The organism is Streptomyces sp. NBC_01549, assembly GCF_026339955.1.
In the GTDB taxonomy this organism is placed as follows: domain Bacteria; phylum Actinomycetota; class Actinomycetes; order Streptomycetales; family Streptomycetaceae; genus Streptomyces.
The window spans coordinates 2,720,967-2,738,289 of the sequence record NZ_JAPEPW010000001.1 but is presented as its reverse complement, the minus strand read 5'-3'; the positions used below and the strand labels follow the sequence as shown (position 1 = coordinate 2,738,289).

Annotated in this window: 15 protein-coding genes and 1 pseudogene; 7 read left to right on the top strand and 9 right to left on the bottom strand. The window is 69.4% G+C overall.

Annotation, left to right across the window (positions count from 1 at the left end; genetic code table 11):
- Window positions 1-169: 169 nt before the first annotated feature.
- Window positions 170-1,254 (bottom strand): annotated as a pseudogene (locus OG819_RS11925) (FG-GAP repeat domain-containing protein); the annotation flags it as partial.
- Here OG819_RS11925 and OG819_RS11920 point away from each other — a divergent pair.
- Window positions 1,235-1,639 carry a hypothetical protein gene (locus OG819_RS11920; RefSeq protein ID WP_323139338.1) on the top strand — a complete coding sequence of 135 codons (405 nt, stop codon included), beginning with the start codon at window positions 1,235-1,237 and terminating at the stop codon, window positions 1,637-1,639. The pseudogene OG819_RS11925 and the gene OG819_RS11920 overlap by 20 nt on opposite strands.
- Window positions 1,640-1,992: 353 nt before the next feature.
- Here OG819_RS11920 and OG819_RS11915 read toward each other — a convergent pair whose 3' ends face one another.
- Complete coding sequence (locus OG819_RS11915) at window positions 1,993-4,260, bottom strand: (Fe-S)-binding protein (RefSeq protein WP_266649318.1); 2,268 nt, start codon at window positions 4,258-4,260, stop codon at window positions 1,993-1,995.
- Window positions 4,261-4,540: 280 nt separating this feature from the next.
- On the opposite strand from OG819_RS11915, the gene OG819_RS11910 reads away from it, so the two are divergent.
- The 5 genes from OG819_RS11910 to OG819_RS11890 all read left to right on the top strand — a co-directional run bounded on the left by OG819_RS11910 (window position 4,541) and on the right by OG819_RS11890 (window position 9,873).
- Window positions 4,541-5,608 carry an MraY family glycosyltransferase gene (locus tag OG819_RS11910; protein WP_266626839.1) on the top strand — a complete coding sequence of 356 codons (1,068 nt, stop codon included), beginning with the start codon at window positions 4,541-4,543 and terminating at the stop codon, window positions 5,606-5,608.
- 95 nt (window positions 5,609-5,703) lie between these two features.
- Window positions 5,704-7,554: a molecular chaperone DnaK gene (gene dnaK / locus OG819_RS11905; protein ID WP_266432088.1), complete on the top strand. Its 1,851-nt coding sequence runs from the start codon at window positions 5,704-5,706 to the stop codon at window positions 7,552-7,554.
- A complete protein-coding gene (gene grpE, locus OG819_RS11900) occupies window positions 7,551-8,204 on the top strand; it encodes a nucleotide exchange factor GrpE (RefSeq protein WP_266649316.1) in 654 nt (217 codons plus the stop codon). Before dnaK ends, grpE begins: the two co-directional genes overlap by 4 nt.
- A 33-nt stretch (window positions 8,205-8,237) precedes the next feature.
- Window positions 8,238-9,422 carry a molecular chaperone DnaJ gene (gene dnaJ / locus OG819_RS11895; protein ID WP_266584230.1) on the top strand — a complete coding sequence of 395 codons (1,185 nt, stop codon included), beginning with the start codon at window positions 8,238-8,240 and terminating at the stop codon, window positions 9,420-9,422.
- Window positions 9,423-9,426: 4 nt separating this feature from the next.
- Window positions 9,427-9,873: a helix-turn-helix domain-containing protein gene (locus OG819_RS11890; protein ID WP_266432085.1), complete on the top strand. Its 447-nt coding sequence runs from the start codon at window positions 9,427-9,429 to the stop codon at window positions 9,871-9,873.
- Window positions 9,874-9,937: 64 nt separating this feature from the next.
- Here the strand turns inward: OG819_RS11890 and OG819_RS11885 are convergent, their stop codons facing one another.
- A complete protein-coding gene (locus OG819_RS11885; protein ID WP_266649314.1) occupies window positions 9,938-11,665 on the bottom strand; it encodes a PA14 domain-containing protein in 1,728 nt (575 codons plus the stop codon).
- 274 nt (window positions 11,666-11,939) lie between these two features.
- On the opposite strand from OG819_RS11885, the gene OG819_RS11880 reads away from it, so the two are divergent.
- On the top strand, window positions 11,940-13,067 hold the full coding sequence (locus tag OG819_RS11880) for a substrate-binding domain-containing protein (RefSeq protein WP_266649312.1): 1,128 nt from the start codon (window positions 11,940-11,942) through the stop codon (window positions 13,065-13,067).
- A 97-nt stretch (window positions 13,068-13,164) separates the two neighbouring features.
- Here OG819_RS11880 and OG819_RS11875 read toward each other — a convergent pair whose 3' ends face one another.
- Genes OG819_RS11875 through OG819_RS11850 form a run of 6 tightly spaced genes read right to left on the bottom strand, consistent with a single transcriptional unit; the run spans window position 13,165 to window position 17,294 of the window.
- A complete protein-coding gene (locus OG819_RS11875) occupies window positions 13,165-13,419 on the bottom strand; it encodes a hypothetical protein (protein ID WP_266649311.1) in 255 nt (84 codons plus the stop codon).
- The gene (locus OG819_RS11870; protein WP_097225262.1) at window positions 13,406-13,642 is read right to left on the bottom strand and encodes a hypothetical protein; all 237 of its coding nucleotides are present in this window, start codon (window positions 13,640-13,642) and stop codon (window positions 13,406-13,408) included. The genes OG819_RS11875 and OG819_RS11870 overlap by 14 nt, the downstream gene beginning before the upstream one ends.
- A complete protein-coding gene (locus OG819_RS11865; protein WP_266649310.1) occupies window positions 13,639-14,532 on the bottom strand; it encodes a peptidoglycan-binding protein in 894 nt (297 codons plus the stop codon). The genes OG819_RS11870 and OG819_RS11865 overlap by 4 nt, the downstream gene beginning before the upstream one ends.
- A 10-nt stretch (window positions 14,533-14,542) precedes the next feature.
- Entirely contained in the window at window positions 14,543-15,187 is a 645-nt protein-coding gene (locus OG819_RS11860) for a hypothetical protein (protein ID WP_266649308.1), read from the bottom strand.
- Window positions 15,188-15,234: 47 nt separating this feature from the next.
- On the bottom strand, window positions 15,235-15,378 hold the full coding sequence (locus OG819_RS11855; RefSeq protein WP_266432078.1) for a hypothetical protein: 144 nt from the start codon (window positions 15,376-15,378) through the stop codon (window positions 15,235-15,237).
- Entirely contained in the window at window positions 15,375-17,294 is a 1,920-nt protein-coding gene (locus OG819_RS11850) for a hypothetical protein (protein WP_266649305.1), read from the bottom strand. The genes OG819_RS11855 and OG819_RS11850 overlap by 4 nt, the downstream gene beginning before the upstream one ends.
- Window positions 17,295-17,323: the final 29 nt, after the last annotated feature.

Sequence of the window (17,323 nt, the reverse complement as noted above, 5' to 3'; positions counted from 1 at the left end):
CTTGAAAGGGGGCTGAGGGTTGTACGTGAGTTTGATTATTTTCCGTGATGCCTGAGGCGAGTGCTGCTGGTGGTGACTGGCGGTGACTGGTGGTGAGGTGATTGGTGGTGAGGTGATTGGTGGTGAGGTGACTTGTCGTGAGGCGTCTGGTGGTGAAGTGACTCGTGGTTCAGGAGTTCATTCGCAGGAACTCGGACGTGGAGAACGTGACCGTCGGCTTCGCCGCCACCAACGCCTCCTTGCTGCCCACGTACACCGCGACCGTGTCCTTCGTCTCCCCGTCGTACGTCCGCACGACCAGGTCCGCCCGCCCGTCCCCCGTGAAGTCGGCGACGGTCAGGACCCGGGTGGTACCCCGGGCCGGTGGCGGCACGGTCACCATCCCCGTCGTGGACAGTCCGGTCGTACGACCTCGCAGGATCCGCAACTCCGCTCCGCTGGATACGAGTTCACTCACGCCGTCCCCGTCGAAGTCCCCGGCGTCCAGCACCGAACCGGGGGTGCTGATGCTGCCGGGTACGGCGGTGGGGAGGTCGTAGCGCAGATACGTTCCGTCCATCGCGCCGACCGCCGCGTCGAGGGCGCGGCCCTTGCCGAAGCGGCCGAAGGCGACGTCGATGCCGGTCGGCAGGGTGGTGCCGGTGCGGGTGGGTCCGGCCGGGCCGCCGAGGACGAGCGCGGAGGTCGCGGGGCCTTCCGCCGTACGGACGAGAAGGTCGTCGTAGCCGTCGCGGTTCACGTCGAGGGCGGGGCCGGTGGGCACGTGCCGGGTGAGGGGAGGGGTCTGCCCGCCGCGCGGGGGGCGCCCTTCCTGGTGAACGGGCCGCGCAGATAGCTGAGTCGGCCGTCCGAGGCGTGCACGACCAGGTCCTCGGCGCCGTCGCCGTCGAAGTCGCCGCACACGGGCTGGTCGGGCCAGTCGTTGCCGGCGCGGGCCGCCGCCGGGATGACCAGCTCGACCGCCCTGCCGGTGAGGCCGGCCGGGGAGCCGAAGAGGATCTGGAGGGGGACGGGGGGCCGGCCCTGCCCGTCGTACGGCGGGTCCGTCGACACGACGAGATCGGTGAAGCCGTCCTTGTCCAGGTCGCAGCTCGCCTCCGCGTCGAAGACGGCGGGTGACCGGCCCTTCGTACCGGCTGCTTGGCGCGCCGGGTTCAGCAACTGCCGTGCGCCGGGCGCGAGTCCACGTGTGGCTCCGGCTCCCGTTCCGGCTCCGGTTCCGTAGACGATCCCGATGCCCGCGTCGTCGCCGTGGGCGAACAACGAGTTCGGCGCCGGTACCACCGAGGCGCGGCACTTCACGGCGTACGGGGCGAAGAACGACACCACCGGCCTCGCCACGAAGCGGGTCGCGAGCGACATCGCCGAGAAGCTCGACCTGATGAACCCGATGCACCACATCGGGGAGGAGAACCCCAGCCGGTCGAGGCACTGGTGGATCCGCCTCGGCACCAAGGACTCCGACACCTCGCTGACGGTCTCCGCCAACCTGGCTGCCGCGCTGGACAACCTGGGCGACGACGTCGACCACCTCTACTACTGGGACGAAGGTCACGGTTCGAACGTCGACCCGGGCGACTTCCTCAAGTGGGTCGCGAAGGTGACGGGCGACTCGGCGCGGCGCCGCTCCGCGAAGTAGCCGCGCCCCCGGGCGCGGTGTCCTGGGGCGGCTTCAGTCACCCCGGGACAGCCGGGCCCGCACAGAAACGGGCTCGGCATCGCGCTGCCCACGGCGTCTCACGCCCCCGCCGCCCGGGGGCGGCGGTCTTCGTCGTCAAGGGGCGGACGTCGGGCGCCGGGCGCCGGACGTTTGAGGGGCGCGGGGAACTGCGCGACCGGCCCCCACCCTCCCGCGGTCGAAGACACGGCCCTCGGGGTCTGGGGCGGAGCCCCAGGCGGGGATGGGTCGGGTAGGGGCGGCGGAGGCGAGAAACACGGACGCCGGCGGGGGCGAGAGTCTCGCCTCCACCGGCGTCCGGGGGAATCGGCCGGTTACTTGACCGGCTCGGGCTCCGGCTCGCTCTCCGCCTCCGCCGCCCCCGCCGGATCAACCGGCGTCCTGACGGAGTCGAGGAGAAGCTGAGCCACGTCCACGACCTGGACGGACTCCTTGGCCTGGCCGTCGTTCTTCTTGCCGTTGACCGAGTCGGTCAACATCACGAGGCAGAACGGACAGGCCGTGGACACGATGTCCGGGTTGAGGGAAAGAGCTTCGTCGACGCGCTCGTTGTTGATGCGCTTGCCGATCCGCTCCTCCATCCACATCCGCGCACCACCGGCACCGCAGCAGAAACCGCGCTCCTTGTGCCGGTGCATCTCCTGCTGACGCAGGCCCGGAACGGCCGACATGATCTCGCGCGGGGGCGTGTAGATCTTGTTGTGGCGGCCCAGGTAGCAGGGGTCGTGGTAGGTGATGAGGCCGTCCACCGGGGTCACCGGGAGCAGCTTGCCCTCGTCGATGAGGTGCTGGAGCAGCTGGGTGTGGTGGATGACCTCGTAGTCGCCGCCGAGCTGCGGGTACTCGTTGCCGATCGTGTTGAGGCAGTGCGGGCAGGTGGCGACGATCTTCTTCGCCGACTTCGGCTTCTTCGTCGACTCGTCCTCGTCATCCTCACCGAAGGCCATGTTCAGCGCGGCGACGTTCTCCATGCCGAGCTCCTGGAAGAGGGGCTCGTTGCCGAGGCGGCGGGCGGAGTCACCGGTGCACTTCTCGTCGCCGCCCATGATGGCGAACTTGACGCCCGCCATGTGGAGGAGCTCCGCGAAGGCCTTCGTGGTCTTCTTGGCGCGGTCCTCGAGGGCGCCGGCGCAGCCGACCCAGTACAGGTACTCGACCTCGGACAGGTCCTCGATGTCGCGTCCGACGACCGGGATCTCGAAGTCGACTTCCTTCGTCCACTCGAGGCGCTGCTTCTTGGCCAGGCCCCAGGGGTTGCCCTTCTTCTCCAGGTTCTTGAGCATGGTGCCCGCCTCGGACGGGAACGCGCTCTCGATCATCACCTGGTAGCGGCGCATGTCGACGATGTGGTCGATGTGCTCGATGTCGACCGGGCACTGCTCGACACACGCGCCGCACGTGGTGCAGGACCACAGCACGTCGGGGTCGATGACGCCGTTCTCCTCGAACGTGCCGATGAGGGGGCGCTCGGCCTCGGCGAGCGCGGCGGCCGGCACGTCGGCCAGCTGCTCCGCCGACGCCTTCTCCTCGCCCTCCATGTTCTTGCCGCCGCCCGCGAGCAGGTAGGGCGCCTTGGCGTGGGCGTGGTCCCGGAGGGACATGATGAGGAGCTTGGGGGAGAGCGGCTTGCCCGTGTTCCAGGCGGGGCACTGCGACTGGCAGCGGCCGCACTCGGTGCAGGTGGAGAAGTCCAGCAGGCCCTTCCAGGAGAACTGCTCGACCTGGGAGACACCGAAGACGTCGTCCTCGCCGGGGTCGGTGAAGTCGATGGCCTTGCCGCCGCTCGTCATCGGCAGCAGCGCGCCGAGGGCGGTCTCGCCCTTCGCGTTCCGCTTGAACCAGATGTTCGGGAAGGCGAGGAAGCGGTGCCAGGCGACACCCATGTCGGTCTTCAGGGCGACCGTGATCATCCAGATGAAGGAGGTCGCGATCTTCAGGCCCGCGAAGAAGTAGGTGAGGTTCTGGAGCGTGGAGACGTCCAGGCTCTCCAGCCACGACACCACCGGGTACGAGATGAAGAACGAGGACTCGTAGCCGTCCACGTGGTGCTGGGCACCCTCCAGCGCGTGCAGCATGAAGATGCAGACGCCGACGATGAGGATGACGGCCTCGACGAAGTACGCCTGGCCGAAGTTGGAGCCGGCGAAGCGGGACTTGCGGCCCGGCCTGTCCGGCCTGCTCAGCTGGCGGATCACGATCAGCGTCAGGATGCCGAGCACGGTCATCGTCCCGATGAACTCGACGAAGACGTTGTACGGCGCCCAGTCGCCGATGACCGGCAGGATCCAGTCGGCCTCGAACAGCTGGCCGACGGCGTTGACGATCGTCAGCAGCAGCGAGAAGAAGCCCACCGCCACGAACCAGTGCGCGACACCGACGATGCCCCAGCGGTTCATCCGGGTGTGGCCGAGGAACTCCCTGACCACGGTGACGGTGCGCTGGACGGGCTCGTCGGTGCGGGTGCCCGCGGGCACGTCCTGGCCGAGCCGCATGAAGTTGTAGATCTGCAGGAGGGCGCGGGTGAACAGGGCCACGCCGACCACGATCAGAACCAGCGACACAATGATCGCGGCGAGTTGCATTCGGGGGCTCCTCGGGCCTGCGAGGGGGAGCTGAAGGCCGACCTTCAGCCGATTACTAAGCGGTAACTTATGCAGTCCGTCTGAGACTACCCATATCTTCCGCCGCACTGTAGTCAGCGGTGCGGTGATCTGCGTCGCTGAGGTCCACCTGAGTCGCCGAACTCACGGACCGCCAGTCACGGAAGTCGCCGACCGCCAGTCGCCCAGGTCACCGACCGACACGTAAACCCGATCGTGTTATCTGCGGCGTATTTGCGACATTTAATACTAAATTGGCGGCGTGCTGTACGGAATCGCCGCCGCCACCTCTGCCCTGCTCCTCGCCGCCGTGCTCGCCGCCCTGCTGCGGCTCCTCGCCCTGCGCTTCGGCGTGGTCGAGCGGCGGCGGGCGCGCGCGGTGCCGCTGCTCGGCGGGGTAGCGGTGGTGGCGGTGACGGCGTTCGTCGCCGGGGTCGGGGACTGGACGGACGTGGCGCCGCTGGGACCCGCGAGCGGGCGGCTGCTGGTCGCCGGGATCGGTGTCGGCGCCTTCGGGCTGGTCGTCGACCTGTGGTCCCGCTCGGCTCGCCTGCGGCTCGCGCTGCAGGCGGCCGTCGTGACCGGTGCCGCCGCGCTGACCGTGCCGTACGGCGAACTCGGTCCCGTGGTCGGGGTGGTGGCTGTCGGCTGGATCGTCATCGTCACCCACGCCTTCACCTCCCTCGACCACGCCGACGGAGTGATGGGGACGGTCGCGGTGGTGACCGCCTTCGCGCTGAGCGGATGTGCGGCCGCCGAGGTCATGGACGGGCTCGCGGCGCTGCTGAGCGTGCTGGCCGCCGCGCTGACCGGGTTCCTGATGCACAACTGGCCGCCGGCCCGGATCGTCCCGGGGCGCTGCGGCGCGCTCTTCACCGGGTTCGTACTGGCCTCGGCGGCGGTGCTGGTGCATACCGGGCGGGAGGCCGGGTCGAGCGCGGGTGCCGGGTTCGCGCTGACGGCGGTGGCGACCGTCGACGCCGTACTGGTGCTGGTGTCGCGGCGGCGGGCCGGGCGTCCGCTGCTGCGCGGCGCCCCCGACCATCTCGTCCACCGGTTGCGCCGCCTGGGTGTCACGCCCCAGGGTGCCGCGGTCGTCGTGGGGATCACCGGCTTCGCGGATGCACTCGTCGGGATGCTGATCGACATGGGATGGGTGAGCGCGACGGCGGCGTTGTGGTTGGCGGGCGGCGCCGGTGTCGCCGTACTGGCGCTGCTTCGGATCCCCACCTACGGGGGACGGCATGTCGCCGCGTACGGGACTCAGTTGACCGCGAAACAGCAGGTCGGACCACGTGTGCGAGCGCACCTGCGTGTAAGCAAGAGATAAGACTTGAGCCCCCTCGACTCATGTCTGTTGACCCAGCGGTGCGTGTCGTGCACACTTGAGTCCGTTCCACTCAAGTCATTGCTGGAGGAATTGAAATGGCACGTGCGGTCGGCATCGACCTGGGCACGACTAACTCCGTCGTCAGCGTTCTTGAAGGCGGCGAGCCCACCGTCATCACCAACGCAGAGGGCGCCAGGACCACGCCGTCCGTCGTCGCCTTCGCCAAGAACGGCGAGGTGCTCGTCGGCGAGGTCGCCAAGCGCCAGGCGGTCACGAACGTGGACCGGACGATCCGGTCCGTCAAGCGTCACATGGGCACGGACTGGAAGATCGAGCTCGACGGGAAGAACTTCAACCCGCAGCAGATGAGCGCCTTCATCCTGCAGAAGCTGAAGCGCGACGCCGAGGCCTACCTGGGTGAGAAGGTCACGGACGCGGTCATCACCGTCCCGGCGTACTTCAACGACTCCGAGCGCCAGGCGACGAAGGAGGCCGGCGAGATCGCGGGCCTGAACGTCCTGCGCATCGTGAACGAGCCCACGGCCGCCGCCCTCGCGTACGGCCTGGACAAGGACGACCAGACGATCCTCGTCTTCGACCTCGGTGGCGGCACCTTCGACGTGTCCCTCCTGGAGATCGGCGACGGCGTCGTCGAGGTGAAGGCCACCAACGGTGACAACCACCTCGGTGGCGACGACTGGGACCAGCGCGTCGTCGACTACCTGGTGCAGCAGTTCCGCTCCGGTCACGGCGTGGACCTCGCCAAGGACAAGATGGCGCTCCAGCGTCTGCGCGAAGCCGCCGAGAAGGCGAAGATCGAGCTGTCCTCGTCCACCGAGACCTCGATCAACCTGCCCTACATCACGGCGTCCGCCGAGGGCCCGCTGCACCTGGACGAGAAGCTCACCCGCGCCCAGTTCCAGCAGCTCACCGCCGACCTTCTGGAGCGCTGCAAGACGCCGTTCCACAACGTCATCAAGGACGCGGGCATCAACCTCTCCGAGATCGACCACGTCGTTCTCGTCGGTGGCTCCACCCGCATGCCCGCCGTCGCCGAGCTCGTCAAGGAGCTGACCGGCGGCCAGGACGCCAACAAGGGCGTCAACCCGGACGAGGTCGTCGCCATCGGTGCCGCCCTGCAGGCCGGTGTCCTCAAGGGCGAGGTCAAGGACGTCCTGCTCCTCGACGTCACCCCGCTGTCCCTCGGTATCGAGACCAAGGGCGGCATCATGACGAAGCTCATCGAGCGGAACACGACGATCCCGACCAAGCGGTCCGAGATCTTCACCACCGCCGAGGACAACCAGCCGTCCGTCCAGATCCAGGTCTACCAGGGCGAGCGCGAGATCGCGGCGTACAACAAGAAGCTCGGGATGTTCGAGCTGACCGGTCTGCCGCCGGCCCCGCGCGGTGTCCCGCAGATCGAGGTCGCCTTCGACATCGACGCCAACGGCATCATGCACGTGACCGCGAAGGACCTGGGCACGGGCAAGGAGCAGAAGATGACCGTCACCGGCGGCTCCTCGCTGCCGAAGGACGAGGTCGACCGGATGCGCCAGGAGGCCGAGCAGTACGCGGACGAGGACCACAAGCGCCGCGAGGCCGCCGAGACCCGCAACCAGGGCGAGCAGCTCGTCTACCAGACCGAGAAGTTCCTCGCGGACAACGAGGACAAGGTCCCGGGTGACGTCAAGACCGAGGTCGAGGCCTCCATCGCCGAGCTGAAGGAGAAGCTCAAGGGCGAGGACACCGCCGAGATCCGCACCGCCACGGAGAAGGTCGCCGCGGTCTCGCAGAAGCTCGGCCAGGCCATGTACGCCGACGCCCAGGCCGCGCAGGCGGCCGGTGGCGCCGAGGGTGCGCCCGGTGCCGAGCAGGCCAAGGCCGATGACGACGTCGTCGACGCCGAGATCGTCGACGAGGACCGCAAGGACGGTGCCGCGTGACGGAGGAGACCCCGGGCTTCGAGGAGAAGCCCGACGTCCCCTCCGGCGCCACCCCTGACGACGCCGAGCCGCAGGCCGCCGCCGCCTCCACGGAGGAGGCGGCGGCCCCGGCCGGGGACGCATCAGCAGCAGCACAGCTGACCGGCCTGACCGCACAGCTGGACCAGGTCCGTACGGCGCTCGGTGAGCGCACGATGGACCTCCAGCGGCTCCAGGCCGAGTACCAGAACTACCGCCGCCGGGTCGAGCGTGACCGGATCGCGGTCAAGGAGATCGCCATCGCGAACCTCCTGACCGAACTCCTGCCCGTGCTCGACAACATCGCCCGCGCGCGGGATCACGGCGAACTGGTCGGCGGCTTCAAGTCGGTGGCCGAGTCGCTTGAGACCGTCGCGGCGAAGATGGGCCTGCAGCAGTTCGGCAAGGAGGGCGAGCCCTTCGACCCGATGATCCACGAGGCCCTGATGCACTCGTACGCGCCGGACGTCACGGAGACGACGTGCGTGGCGATTCTGCAGCCGGGGTATCGCATCGGCGAGCGCACCATCCGCCCCGCGCGGGTGGCGGTCGCCGAACCGCAGCCGGGGGCGCAGACCGTCAAGGCCGAGGCGGCCGACGACAAGGAGAGCGGTGGCCCGGACGAGGGCTGACGTTGACACGATGAGGAAGGAGGGACGTCGAGGATGAGCACCAAGGACTTCATCGAGAAGGACTTCTACAAGGTCCTCGGCGTCCCCAAGGACGCCACCGAGGCAGAGATCAAGAAGGCGTACCGGAAGCTCGCCCGCGAGTTCCACCCGGACGCCAACAAGGGCAACGTCAAGGCCGAGGAGCGCTTCAAGGAGATCTCCGAGGCGAACGACGTGCTCGGTGACCCCAAGAAGCGCAAGGAGTACGACGAGGCACGCGCCCTCTTCGGCAACGGCGGCTTCCGTCCGGGTCCCGGCGCGGGCGGCGGCAACTTCAACTTCGACCTGGGCGACCTCTTCGGAGGCGGCGCCCAGGGCGGAGCGGGCGGTGCCGGCGGCTTCGGCGGCGGCATCGGAGACGTCTTCGGGGGCCTGTTCAACCGCGGCGGCGCGGGCACCGGTACGCGGACCCAGCCCCGGCGCGGCCAGGACATCGACACCGAGGTGACGCTCAGCTTCACCGAGGCGGTGGACGGCGCGACGGTCCCGCTGCGGATGACGTCCCAGGCGCCCTGCAAGGCCTGTTCGGGCACCGGCGACGCGAACGGCACACCGCGTGTGTGCCCGACGTGCGTCGGCACCGGCCAGGTCGCGCGCGGCTCCGGCGGCGGCTTCTCGCTCACGGACCCCTGCCCGGACTGCAAGGGCCGCGGTCTGATCGCGGAGAACCCCTGCGAGATATGCCACGGCAGCGGCCGCGCCAAGTCCTCACGCACGATGCAGGTCCGCATCCCGGCGGGGGTCAGCGACAGCCAGCGCATCCGTCTCCGGGGCAAGGGCGCACCCGGCGAACGGGGCGGCCCGGCGGGTGACCTGTATGTCACGGTCCACGTGGACGCCCACCCGGTCTTCGGCCGCAAGGGCGACAACCTCACCGTCACCGTGCCCGTCACCTTCGCGGAGGCGGCACTCGGCGGCGAGGTGCGCGTACCGACCCTGGGCGGTCCCCCGGTCACCCTGAAACTGCCCCCGGGCACGCCCAACGGCCGTACGATGCGGGCCCGCGGCAAGGGCGCCGTCCGCAAGGACGGCACGCGCGGCGACCTCCTCGTCACCGTGGAGGTCGCGGTCCCCACGGACGTGTCGGGCAAGGCTCGCGACGCCCTGGAGGCGTATCGCGAGGCAACCGCGGGCGAGGACCCACGGGCGGAGCTGTTCCAGGCCGCGAAGGGAGCATGAGCAGATGGACGGCCGTCGTCGGAACCCCTATGAACTGACCGAGGAGACCCCGGTCTACGTCATCTCGGTGGCGGCCCAACTCTCCGGCCTGCACCCGCAGACCCTGCGCCAGTACGACCGCCTCGGCCTGGTCTCCCCCGACCGCACGGCCGGGCGCGGCCGGCGTTACTCGGCCCGCGACATCGAACTGCTGCGCACCGTCCAGCAGTTGTCGCAGGACGAGGGCATCAACCTGGCCGGCATCAAGCGCATCATCGAGCTGGAGAACCAGGTCGCCGCCCTCCAGTCCCGCGTCGCGGAACTGGAGTCGGCCCTGGACGGCGCCGCTGTCGCGATGCAGCAGCGCGAGGCCGCGGTGCACGCCTCGTACCGCCGCGACCTGGTCCCGTACCAGGAGGTCCAGCAGACGAGCGCGCTGGTGGTCTGGCGCCCGAAGAGGCAGTCGGACTAGCTCCCGCGTAGCGAAGGGGGTGGGGAGGTCGTCGACCTCCCCACCCCCTTCGGCGTTCCTCAGGTCACCGCGCCGGTCCGGTGACCGTCCAGTCGCCGGCGGGCAGGGTCTCGGTGCCGTCGGCCTTCACACCGGTCACCCAGTAGTAGGACGTGGTGCCGCGCTTCGCGCCGGTGTCGAAGTACACGAACGCTCCGGCGGAGGTCTCGTGGATCTTCTCGTACGCGGCGGTGGCGGGATTCCACCGGTAGATGCGAAAGCCCTGCGCGGGCTCCGCGGACTCCTCGTCGCCCGCTCCGAGCCCGGACCAGAACAGCTGGTTGCCCTCGTCGCCCTCCGTCGCGGACGCCTCCAGGCGGAGCGGCGAGCCCTCGGGCGTCGGCACGCTCGGCGTCGTGTCGAGCTCGGTCGCGACCACGGCCTCGGCCGTCCGGGTCCACTTGAACGAGGAGTTCCAGGACGTGTCGATGGCGTCGACGAAGAAGCAGACGCGGTCGCCGTCCGGTCGGGTGGTGTACGAGTACGAGGTGGTGTCGGCCGGGAGGTACTCCGTCAGCGTTCCGGCGCACACCTGCTCGTCGCCCTCGTCGCCCCAGAGTTCACCCCGGTAGACGGTGTACCTGCCGAGGTCGGTGGCCGGGTTCTTGTCCCACTCCAGCTCGAAGCCGTACTCGGTCGGGGTGACCGTCAGTCCGGTGACGGCGGGCGGCGGGGTGAGGTCCTCGCGCTCGCCGGCGGCGGCCGTGGAACGCGCGGACTCGTTGCCCGCCGCGTCGAGAACGGTCACCCGGTAGTAGTAGGTGACGCTCTCGACGGCCGAGGTGTCCAGGTACGACAGCTTGTCCGTACGGCCCACCTCGCCGTACACGCCGTTCTCGCTCGTCGCCCGGTAGACGCGGTAGGACACCGCTCCCGTGACCCCGTTCCAGTCCAGTTGCAGCCCGCGCGGCAGTGAGGTGGCGATCAGCCCGGCGGGCGCGGCGAGCGCCGTCCGGTCGACGGTGGTCACGGCCTGGTCGGTGGTGCCCGTCGACTCGTTGCCCGCCTTGTCGTAGGCGCGGACCTCGTAGTAGTAGGTGTCGCCGGTCGCCGGAGGTGTGTCGGTGTACGAGGTGGCGGTCGTCGTGGCCGTTCTCGACCAGGTGGTACTGCCCTTGAGGCGGCGGTAGAGGCGGTAGCCGGCGAGGTCCATCTCGTTGTTCTTCGCCCAGGTCGGCCTGGCCTTGCCGGTGGCTTTGTCGTACGCCACGAAGATGCCCGTCGGCGTGAGGGGCTTGACCTTGTCGACGGTGGCGGTGGTGCGGGGGGTGTAGCCGAAGCTGACGTTGGCGGCGCCGGTCCAGTTGGCGTAGTCGACGCGGAGGGTGTGTTTGCCGGAAGGAATCGTGACGTTGACGGTCTTTTTGACCGTGGAGGAGACGTTCTTCCAGAGGTCGATCTTGCGGGTGCCGTCGAGGTAGACGCGCAGGCCGTCCTGTGCGGCGACGGGAAGGGCGAAGGGTCCGCCGGAGCCGAAGTCCCTGGTCACGGTCCAGCGGACGCCGAAGTTGTCCTTGGGGAGGCCGGAGGCGGGGGCCTTCGTGCCCCAGTTCTCGTTGACCGTCGTGTCGCAGTCCGTTTTCTTCGGTGTGCCGGAGAAGGTGGTGTTCGCGTAGAACTGCCGCTTGTACGCCGGTGACGCGCAGCTGCTCGTGGCGGAGGCGGGTACCTCCGACACGGCGAGCAGGCCCCCGGCGGTGGCGACCGTCAGTGTCGCGGCGAGTGCCGGTCCACCCCGTCGAACTGGTCTCATGCTTCCCCTGCCCCGTGCTGCGATGTGCGTGGCCACGTTGAAGACTCCCGGGCGCGCGGGCGGGTTGTACGCCGCCGGGGAGCGAGTGACGCAAGTCAATCAGAGGGTTCTGTGGAAGTGGAACCGCACCCCCTTCCCATCGTGTTCACTTGGGGAACACAGACCGCTGTTGCCATCTCGTTAAGTGGTTACTCCTTGACGCTGAGGTGATCGCCGCGTTGGCTTTCAGCCACCTGGGTCGCAAAGCAGCTACCTCGCCCGGAAGGCACCTGATGTGAACACTCGTAACACCTGGCTTCGTCGTACGGCCATAGCCCTGGCTTCCTCCGCGGCGGCCGTCTCCCTCGCTGCCTGCGGTGTCGTGGACGGAATCGGCGGCAGCAACACCAAGGCGAGCCCGACCAAGGGTGACGACATCACGGTTGGCCTGCTCCTCCCGGAGAAGGCCAACACCCGTTACGAGAAGTTCGACTACCCGATCATCAAGGAGCAGGTCGCCAAGCTCACCAACAACAAGGGCAAGGTCGACTACGCCAACGCGGGTCAGAGCGCGCCCAAGCAGCTCGAGCAGCTCCAGCAGATGGTGAACGACAAGGTCGATGTGATCCTCGTCGACGCGGTGGACTCCAAGTCCATCGCGAGCGGTGTCCAGAAGGCCAAGGACGCGGGCATCCCCGTCATCGCCTACGACCGCCTGGCACAGGGCCCGATCGACGCGTACATCTCCTTCGACAACGAGCTCGTCGGCCAGGTACAGGGCAAGGCCCTCCTGGAGGCGCTGGGCACCAACGCCTCGTCGAAGAAGATCGTCATGATGAACGGCTCGCCCACTGACCCGAACGCGGCGCAGTTCAAGTCGGGCGCCATGGGCGAACTCACCGGCAAGGTCGTCATCTCCAAGTCGTACGACACCAAGGACTGGGACCCGGTCGTCGGCAAGGCCAACATGGAGAAGGCCATCTCGGCCATCGGCCTCAGCAACATCGCCGGTGTCTACTCCGCCAACGACGGTCTCGCGGGCGCCGTCATCGACGCCATGAAGACCATGGGCGTCAGCAAGGTGCCGCCGGTCACCGGTCAGGACGCCGAGCTGGACGCGGTGCAGCGGATCGTCCGGGGCGAGCAGTACATGAGCGTCTACAAGTCCTACCCCGACGAGGCCTCCGCGGCCGCCGAGATGGCGGTGGCGAAGATCCAGGGACGCAGCATCGAGTTCGACGCGCTCACCCGCGACAAGGTCGACAGTCCCACCAACAAGAACATCCCCTCCCAGCTGATGCCCGTGGTCGCCCTGACCAAGGACAACATCAAGGACACGGTGATCCAGGACAGCATCTACACCGTCAAGCAGATCTGCACGGCGGCCAACAAGTCGGCCTGCGCGGCGGTCGGCCTCAAGTAGTCGTGCTCCTGCACCGACGACCTGCACTGACGAATTTCCCTGACGAACGCGCGGGAGCCCTGGGCGAGGGGTTCCCGCGCGTTCGGCGGATCAGGGGTCAGCGCCCCATCGACTGCCAGATCGTCAGCGCCAGCGCCGTGCACGAGGTGGCGGCCGCGAGGGAGGGCAGGGGCCAGCGGGTGCGTTCCAGGGCGTCGAGGTGGGACTCGTGCTCGTCGAGTGTCTTGTCGGTCTGGTCCGCGCGTTGCAGGAGGAGGGCGAGGTCGCCGCGGGTGGTGGCGAACCCGACGTCGACCGAGCGGCGCAGCCGCTCCAGTTCCAGGGCGACGCTCTCGGCCTCAGTCGTCGGCATCGGCGGTTTCTCCGCGGGAGGGCCCGCGCAGCCACCCCGGCAGCAGCCGGTCCACCGCGGGCATCGCCATCACCCGGCTGAGCAGCGCGGCGCCGCCCACCACGGCCGTGAGCGCGGGTACGTCCCGGATCAGCGGGTCGTCGGCGACCAGCGGCAGGACGGTGATCAGGGCGAACAGGGTCTGGAGTGTCGTACGCAGGGTTCTGCGGCCGGCGTCGCTCATCTCCGGGCTCCTTTCGGGTGCTCCAGTGCTTCTCGGGTACGTCCGGCCCCCCATGTGCGCGGGACGCGCAGCTTGTCCCAGCTGGTGCGGCCCGGGGTGCCGTCGGCGTCCTTGCCGACGTAGCCGAGCCCGCGCTGCCAGGCCGCGTACGACAGGACGTCGGCCTGCGTCCACACCGGGCCGGGGCCGGTCGAGTAGCGCCCGCACCCCTCCGCGACCAGTCGCTCGCCGACGGCTGTGATCAGCGGACTGCGGCGGCCGAGCGCGAAGAACGCGGCGCCGGGGAAGGGTTCGTACGAGACCGGGCGGGAGCCGAGCCGGGCCGCCACCCGTTGCCGCATCCCGGACATCGAGAACGACGGGTCGATCTTGCGGCGGGTCCACTCCTTGTGCGCGATCACGCTGGACGCGGACCAGTCGTGGGCGCGGCAGATCGCGGCGGAAAGCCGTTCCACGGCGGAGAGTTGGGCGGCCGGGTAGGGGTCCCGCCCGTTGCCCAGGTTCTCGATCTCGAAGCCGTAGAAGCGGGCGTTGCCGTCCACGGCGTCCGGTCCGGGGGCGGGCAGTGGGGCCTGCTCGGCCCGTACGGCCTCCAGGACCGCGGTCGAGCCCGAACCGGCGTGGTTGGTGCGGCCGTAGCCGACCAGGTGGACGGTGCCGTCCTTGGTGATCAGGCCGATGCAGAGCGGGCCCGGCAGGTCCGCGGTGCCCTCGCGGCACAGGCGGAGGCTGTCGGTGCCGGCTGTGTGGTGGAGCATGACGCCGTGGACCGGGCCCCAGGCGCCTCGGCTGTTGCGGTTGTGGGTGCGCCAGTTGCCGCTCTCGGAAAGGTCGACGCCCTCGTCGCGCAGGGCGCGGGCGAGGGCGTCGGCGGTCAGGGGTGTGGCCATGGTGGAGTCCTCAGTTGACTGGGGTGACGGTCACGAAGCGGTAGGCGCCGGTGGCGGTGGCGGTGGCGGCCGACGACTTGTAGGCGGCGGTTGCCGTGTACACGCTGTTCGGGGTGAGCCCGGTGACCTGGAACTGGGTGCTCACGGAGCACTGGTCGGTTCCGGTGGAGATCGCCGAACGGGCGTCGGCGGCGGCCAGCACGACGGTGGTGGCCTGCCGGACGTTCGCCGACATGAAGCAGGATGTGGCGGTGGCGCTGCTGCTCAGGCGGGCGCCCAGCGCGACGAGCACCGCGCCGGAGGCTGGGGCGGTGAAGGTCACGGCGGTCGGATCACCGGTGGAACCGGTGAGCGACTCCACGTACGACGCCGAAGTCGTGTTTCCCGCGGTTGAGTTGGCCTTGTGGACGGGGCCGGGCGCCAGCTGTGTCCAGACGCTGCCGGTGTAGAACCAGTACTGCTTCGGTGTGCTGAGCCAGCACAGCATGCCCGCTACCGGGGCGGTCACCTTGGTGTCGCGTGTGGCGGCGTCGGCGAAACGCAGCACGGTGCGTCCGTCGACGGCTTCGGCGAGGGACTGCATGTGCACGGGGATGTTCGCGGTGTCGGCCGGCTGCGGGTAGGGCAGGCTGCCGAGCGGGGTGAGCAGGGCCATGAGGGCTTCCTTCCGGATCTCACGTAGGGGGACGACGGACGGCGCGGTCAGCCGCCGAGCGCCGGCGGGAACAGGTCGGCGGGTGTGCCGCTGTCGCCCTCCTGGGCCGAGGAGCTGTCGATCGGCACGGGGTGTGCCACGTTCCCGTCGTCGTCGGCCGACACAGCGTCCTCGGGGGGCAGTTCGCTCATGCCGCGTTTCCCGGAGCCTTGAGCAGGTCGCGATAGGTGATCTTGCTGGTGGTCAGGGCGTCGAGCGTCGCGTTCTGCGCGTCGATCAGGGCGTACGTGCGCTGGGTGCCGTACTCCGGATCGACCGGCGCGTCCGGGGTGAGCCCGGAGTCGGCCGGGGCGCCGTTGTACGAGGTGCCGCGCAGCGTCAGCGTCTGCTGGGGTGCGGTGCCCGCCTGGCAGGTGGTGCGGATGCCGACGACCCAGGCGAGCGTGTCGAGCACGGCCCCGCTGCGGTCCACCACCCGTACGACGTCCCCGAGTTGGATGCGCGGGTCGTGCAGCACCTCCACCTCGCCGAGCACCGGCACCGGGTAGCGGCCGGCGTCGAGCATGGCGTGCGAGAGGTCCGAGGCCACCTGCTGCTGTTGCACCCAGTCGGTCGCGGGCGCCTGGTAGACCTGTTTGCCGTAGAAGGACTGGCTGGTGGTGTTGTACCAGGCGAACGAGCGCTGTCTGGGGTCCCGCGCGCGCTTCTGCGGGATGATCTGCACGGACGGTTTGCCGTCCTTGGTGACCGTCCACACGCTCGCCGTACCGTAGTTGGTGAACCGGACGATGTAGTTCGGGCCGTCGCGCCGCGAGCTGACCGTCACGCTGCCCTTGACCGAGCTGCCGCCCGTCGCAGCGCTGCCGAAGCGGACGCGGTGTCCGCCGACGGGTGCCACGTCGTCCTCGATCTGCAGCGGGCCGATGTCGAGCTCGTCCTCGGCGACGGCGTAGGCGACGTCCACCGAGGCGCCCGGCTTGATCTCCCGGATCACGGTGTCGGTGACCGTGTCGCTGTACGTGCTCGTGACGCCGGTCCAGTCCTGATAGGGCTGTTCGCAGTGGTTGCGGCAGGCGTCGATCTCCTCCGAGACGGTGAGCGCGGCGATGTCGCGCCGGGTGGTGACCGTGAGGTCGGGGCGGGCGGGCACCGACTGGAAGCGGCCGGGACCGCGCCAGTGGAAGACACCCTGCTCGTCGAACTCGGCGGTGGACATGGTGGCCTTGGCGATCTCGGTGACGGCGTCCCACTGGGAGCCGGAGACCTGCGGCACGTGGTAGAGCGGCACCGTCGCGTCGTCGAGCACCGCGCCCTTGACCCAACGGCCCTTCTGTTCCCACTCGTCGGCGGTGTACGAGGAGAGGTCGGGCCACGACCGGTCGGTGACCTGGAGGCACTCGACGGCCACGTCCGTCTTCAGGTTGATCTGGAACAACTCCGAGGGCGGCTGCAGTGCGGATGTCTCGGTGAACGTGTAGGGCCCGGTCGACGGGACGACGTACTCCCCGTCGGGCGCGGTGAGCCGCGGATACACGGTCGCCTGGGTGTTCGCGCCGACGGTGCCCGAACGGCTGTCGACGGTGAACCCGAGGTGCCACACGCCCTTCAAGGAGGCGAGCTTGGGGATCGTCCAGCTCGCGACCGTGCCCGACCCGTCGACCGTTCCAGAGGTGATCTTCACGACGCCCGTGGCGAAGTACACGTTCAGGGCGTAGTTCCCGTACGCGCCCGCGCTGCGGTCGAAGATCAGCTTGAATTCGAGCTCGTTGCCGACGGACAGAGCGGTGTTGACGTGCACCTCGGCCTGGAACACCTTGCCCGCGACGACGAAGCGGGACCGCGGCATCCAGGAGACCGCGAGCCCGGCCGCCTTCGGCATCAGCGCCATCTCGAACGGCGCCCCGTCCCGGACCCAGGAGTACGTCGACGGGGCCGGCAGCGTCTCGGGCTGCCCGTACGAGGCGTTGAAGCCGCCGTGCAGTGAGGCATAGAGCGCGGTGAACGGCCTGGAGACGTCGGCGTCGACGGAGGGGGCGCGGGGCGGCGGGCAACTGTGGACGCCGGCCTGGCGCAGGAGTTCGTCCGCGCACCAGGTCGCGGTCGCCACGGGCTGGGCGCGCAGCAGCCCGTGGTACG

Coding starts and splice junctions, on each gene's coding strand:
- OG819_RS11920 (WP_323139338.1), top strand. CDS start 1,235: ATGCCCGCGTCGTCGCCGTGGGCGAACAACGAGTTCGGCGCCGGTACC.
- OG819_RS11915 (WP_266649318.1), bottom strand. CDS start 4,260: ATGCAACTCGCCGCGATCATTGTGTCGCTGGTTCTGATCGTGGTCGGC.
- dnaK (WP_266432088.1), top strand. CDS start 5,704: ATGGCACGTGCGGTCGGCATCGACCTGGGCACGACTAACTCCGTCGTC.
- dnaJ (WP_266584230.1), top strand. CDS start 8,238: ATGAGCACCAAGGACTTCATCGAGAAGGACTTCTACAAGGTCCTCGGC.
- OG819_RS11890 (WP_266432085.1), top strand. CDS start 9,427: ATGGACGGCCGTCGTCGGAACCCCTATGAACTGACCGAGGAGACCCCG.
- OG819_RS11885 (WP_266649314.1), bottom strand. CDS start 11,665: ATGAGACCAGTTCGACGGGGTGGACCGGCACTCGCCGCGACACTGACG.
- OG819_RS11875 (WP_266649311.1), bottom strand. CDS start 13,419: ATGCCGACGACTGAGGCCGAGAGCGTCGCCCTGGAACTGGAGCGGCTG.
- OG819_RS11870 (WP_097225262.1), bottom strand. CDS start 13,642: ATGAGCGACGCCGGCCGCAGAACCCTGCGTACGACACTCCAGACCCTG.
- OG819_RS11865 (WP_266649310.1), bottom strand. CDS start 14,532: ATGGCCACACCCCTGACCGCCGACGCCCTCGCCCGCGCCCTGCGCGAC.
- OG819_RS11860 (WP_266649308.1), bottom strand. CDS start 15,187: ATGGCCCTGCTCACCCCGCTCGGCAGCCTGCCCTACCCGCAGCCGGCC.
- OG819_RS11855 (WP_266432078.1), bottom strand. CDS start 15,378: ATGAGCGAACTGCCCCCCGAGGACGCTGTGTCGGCCGACGACGACGGG.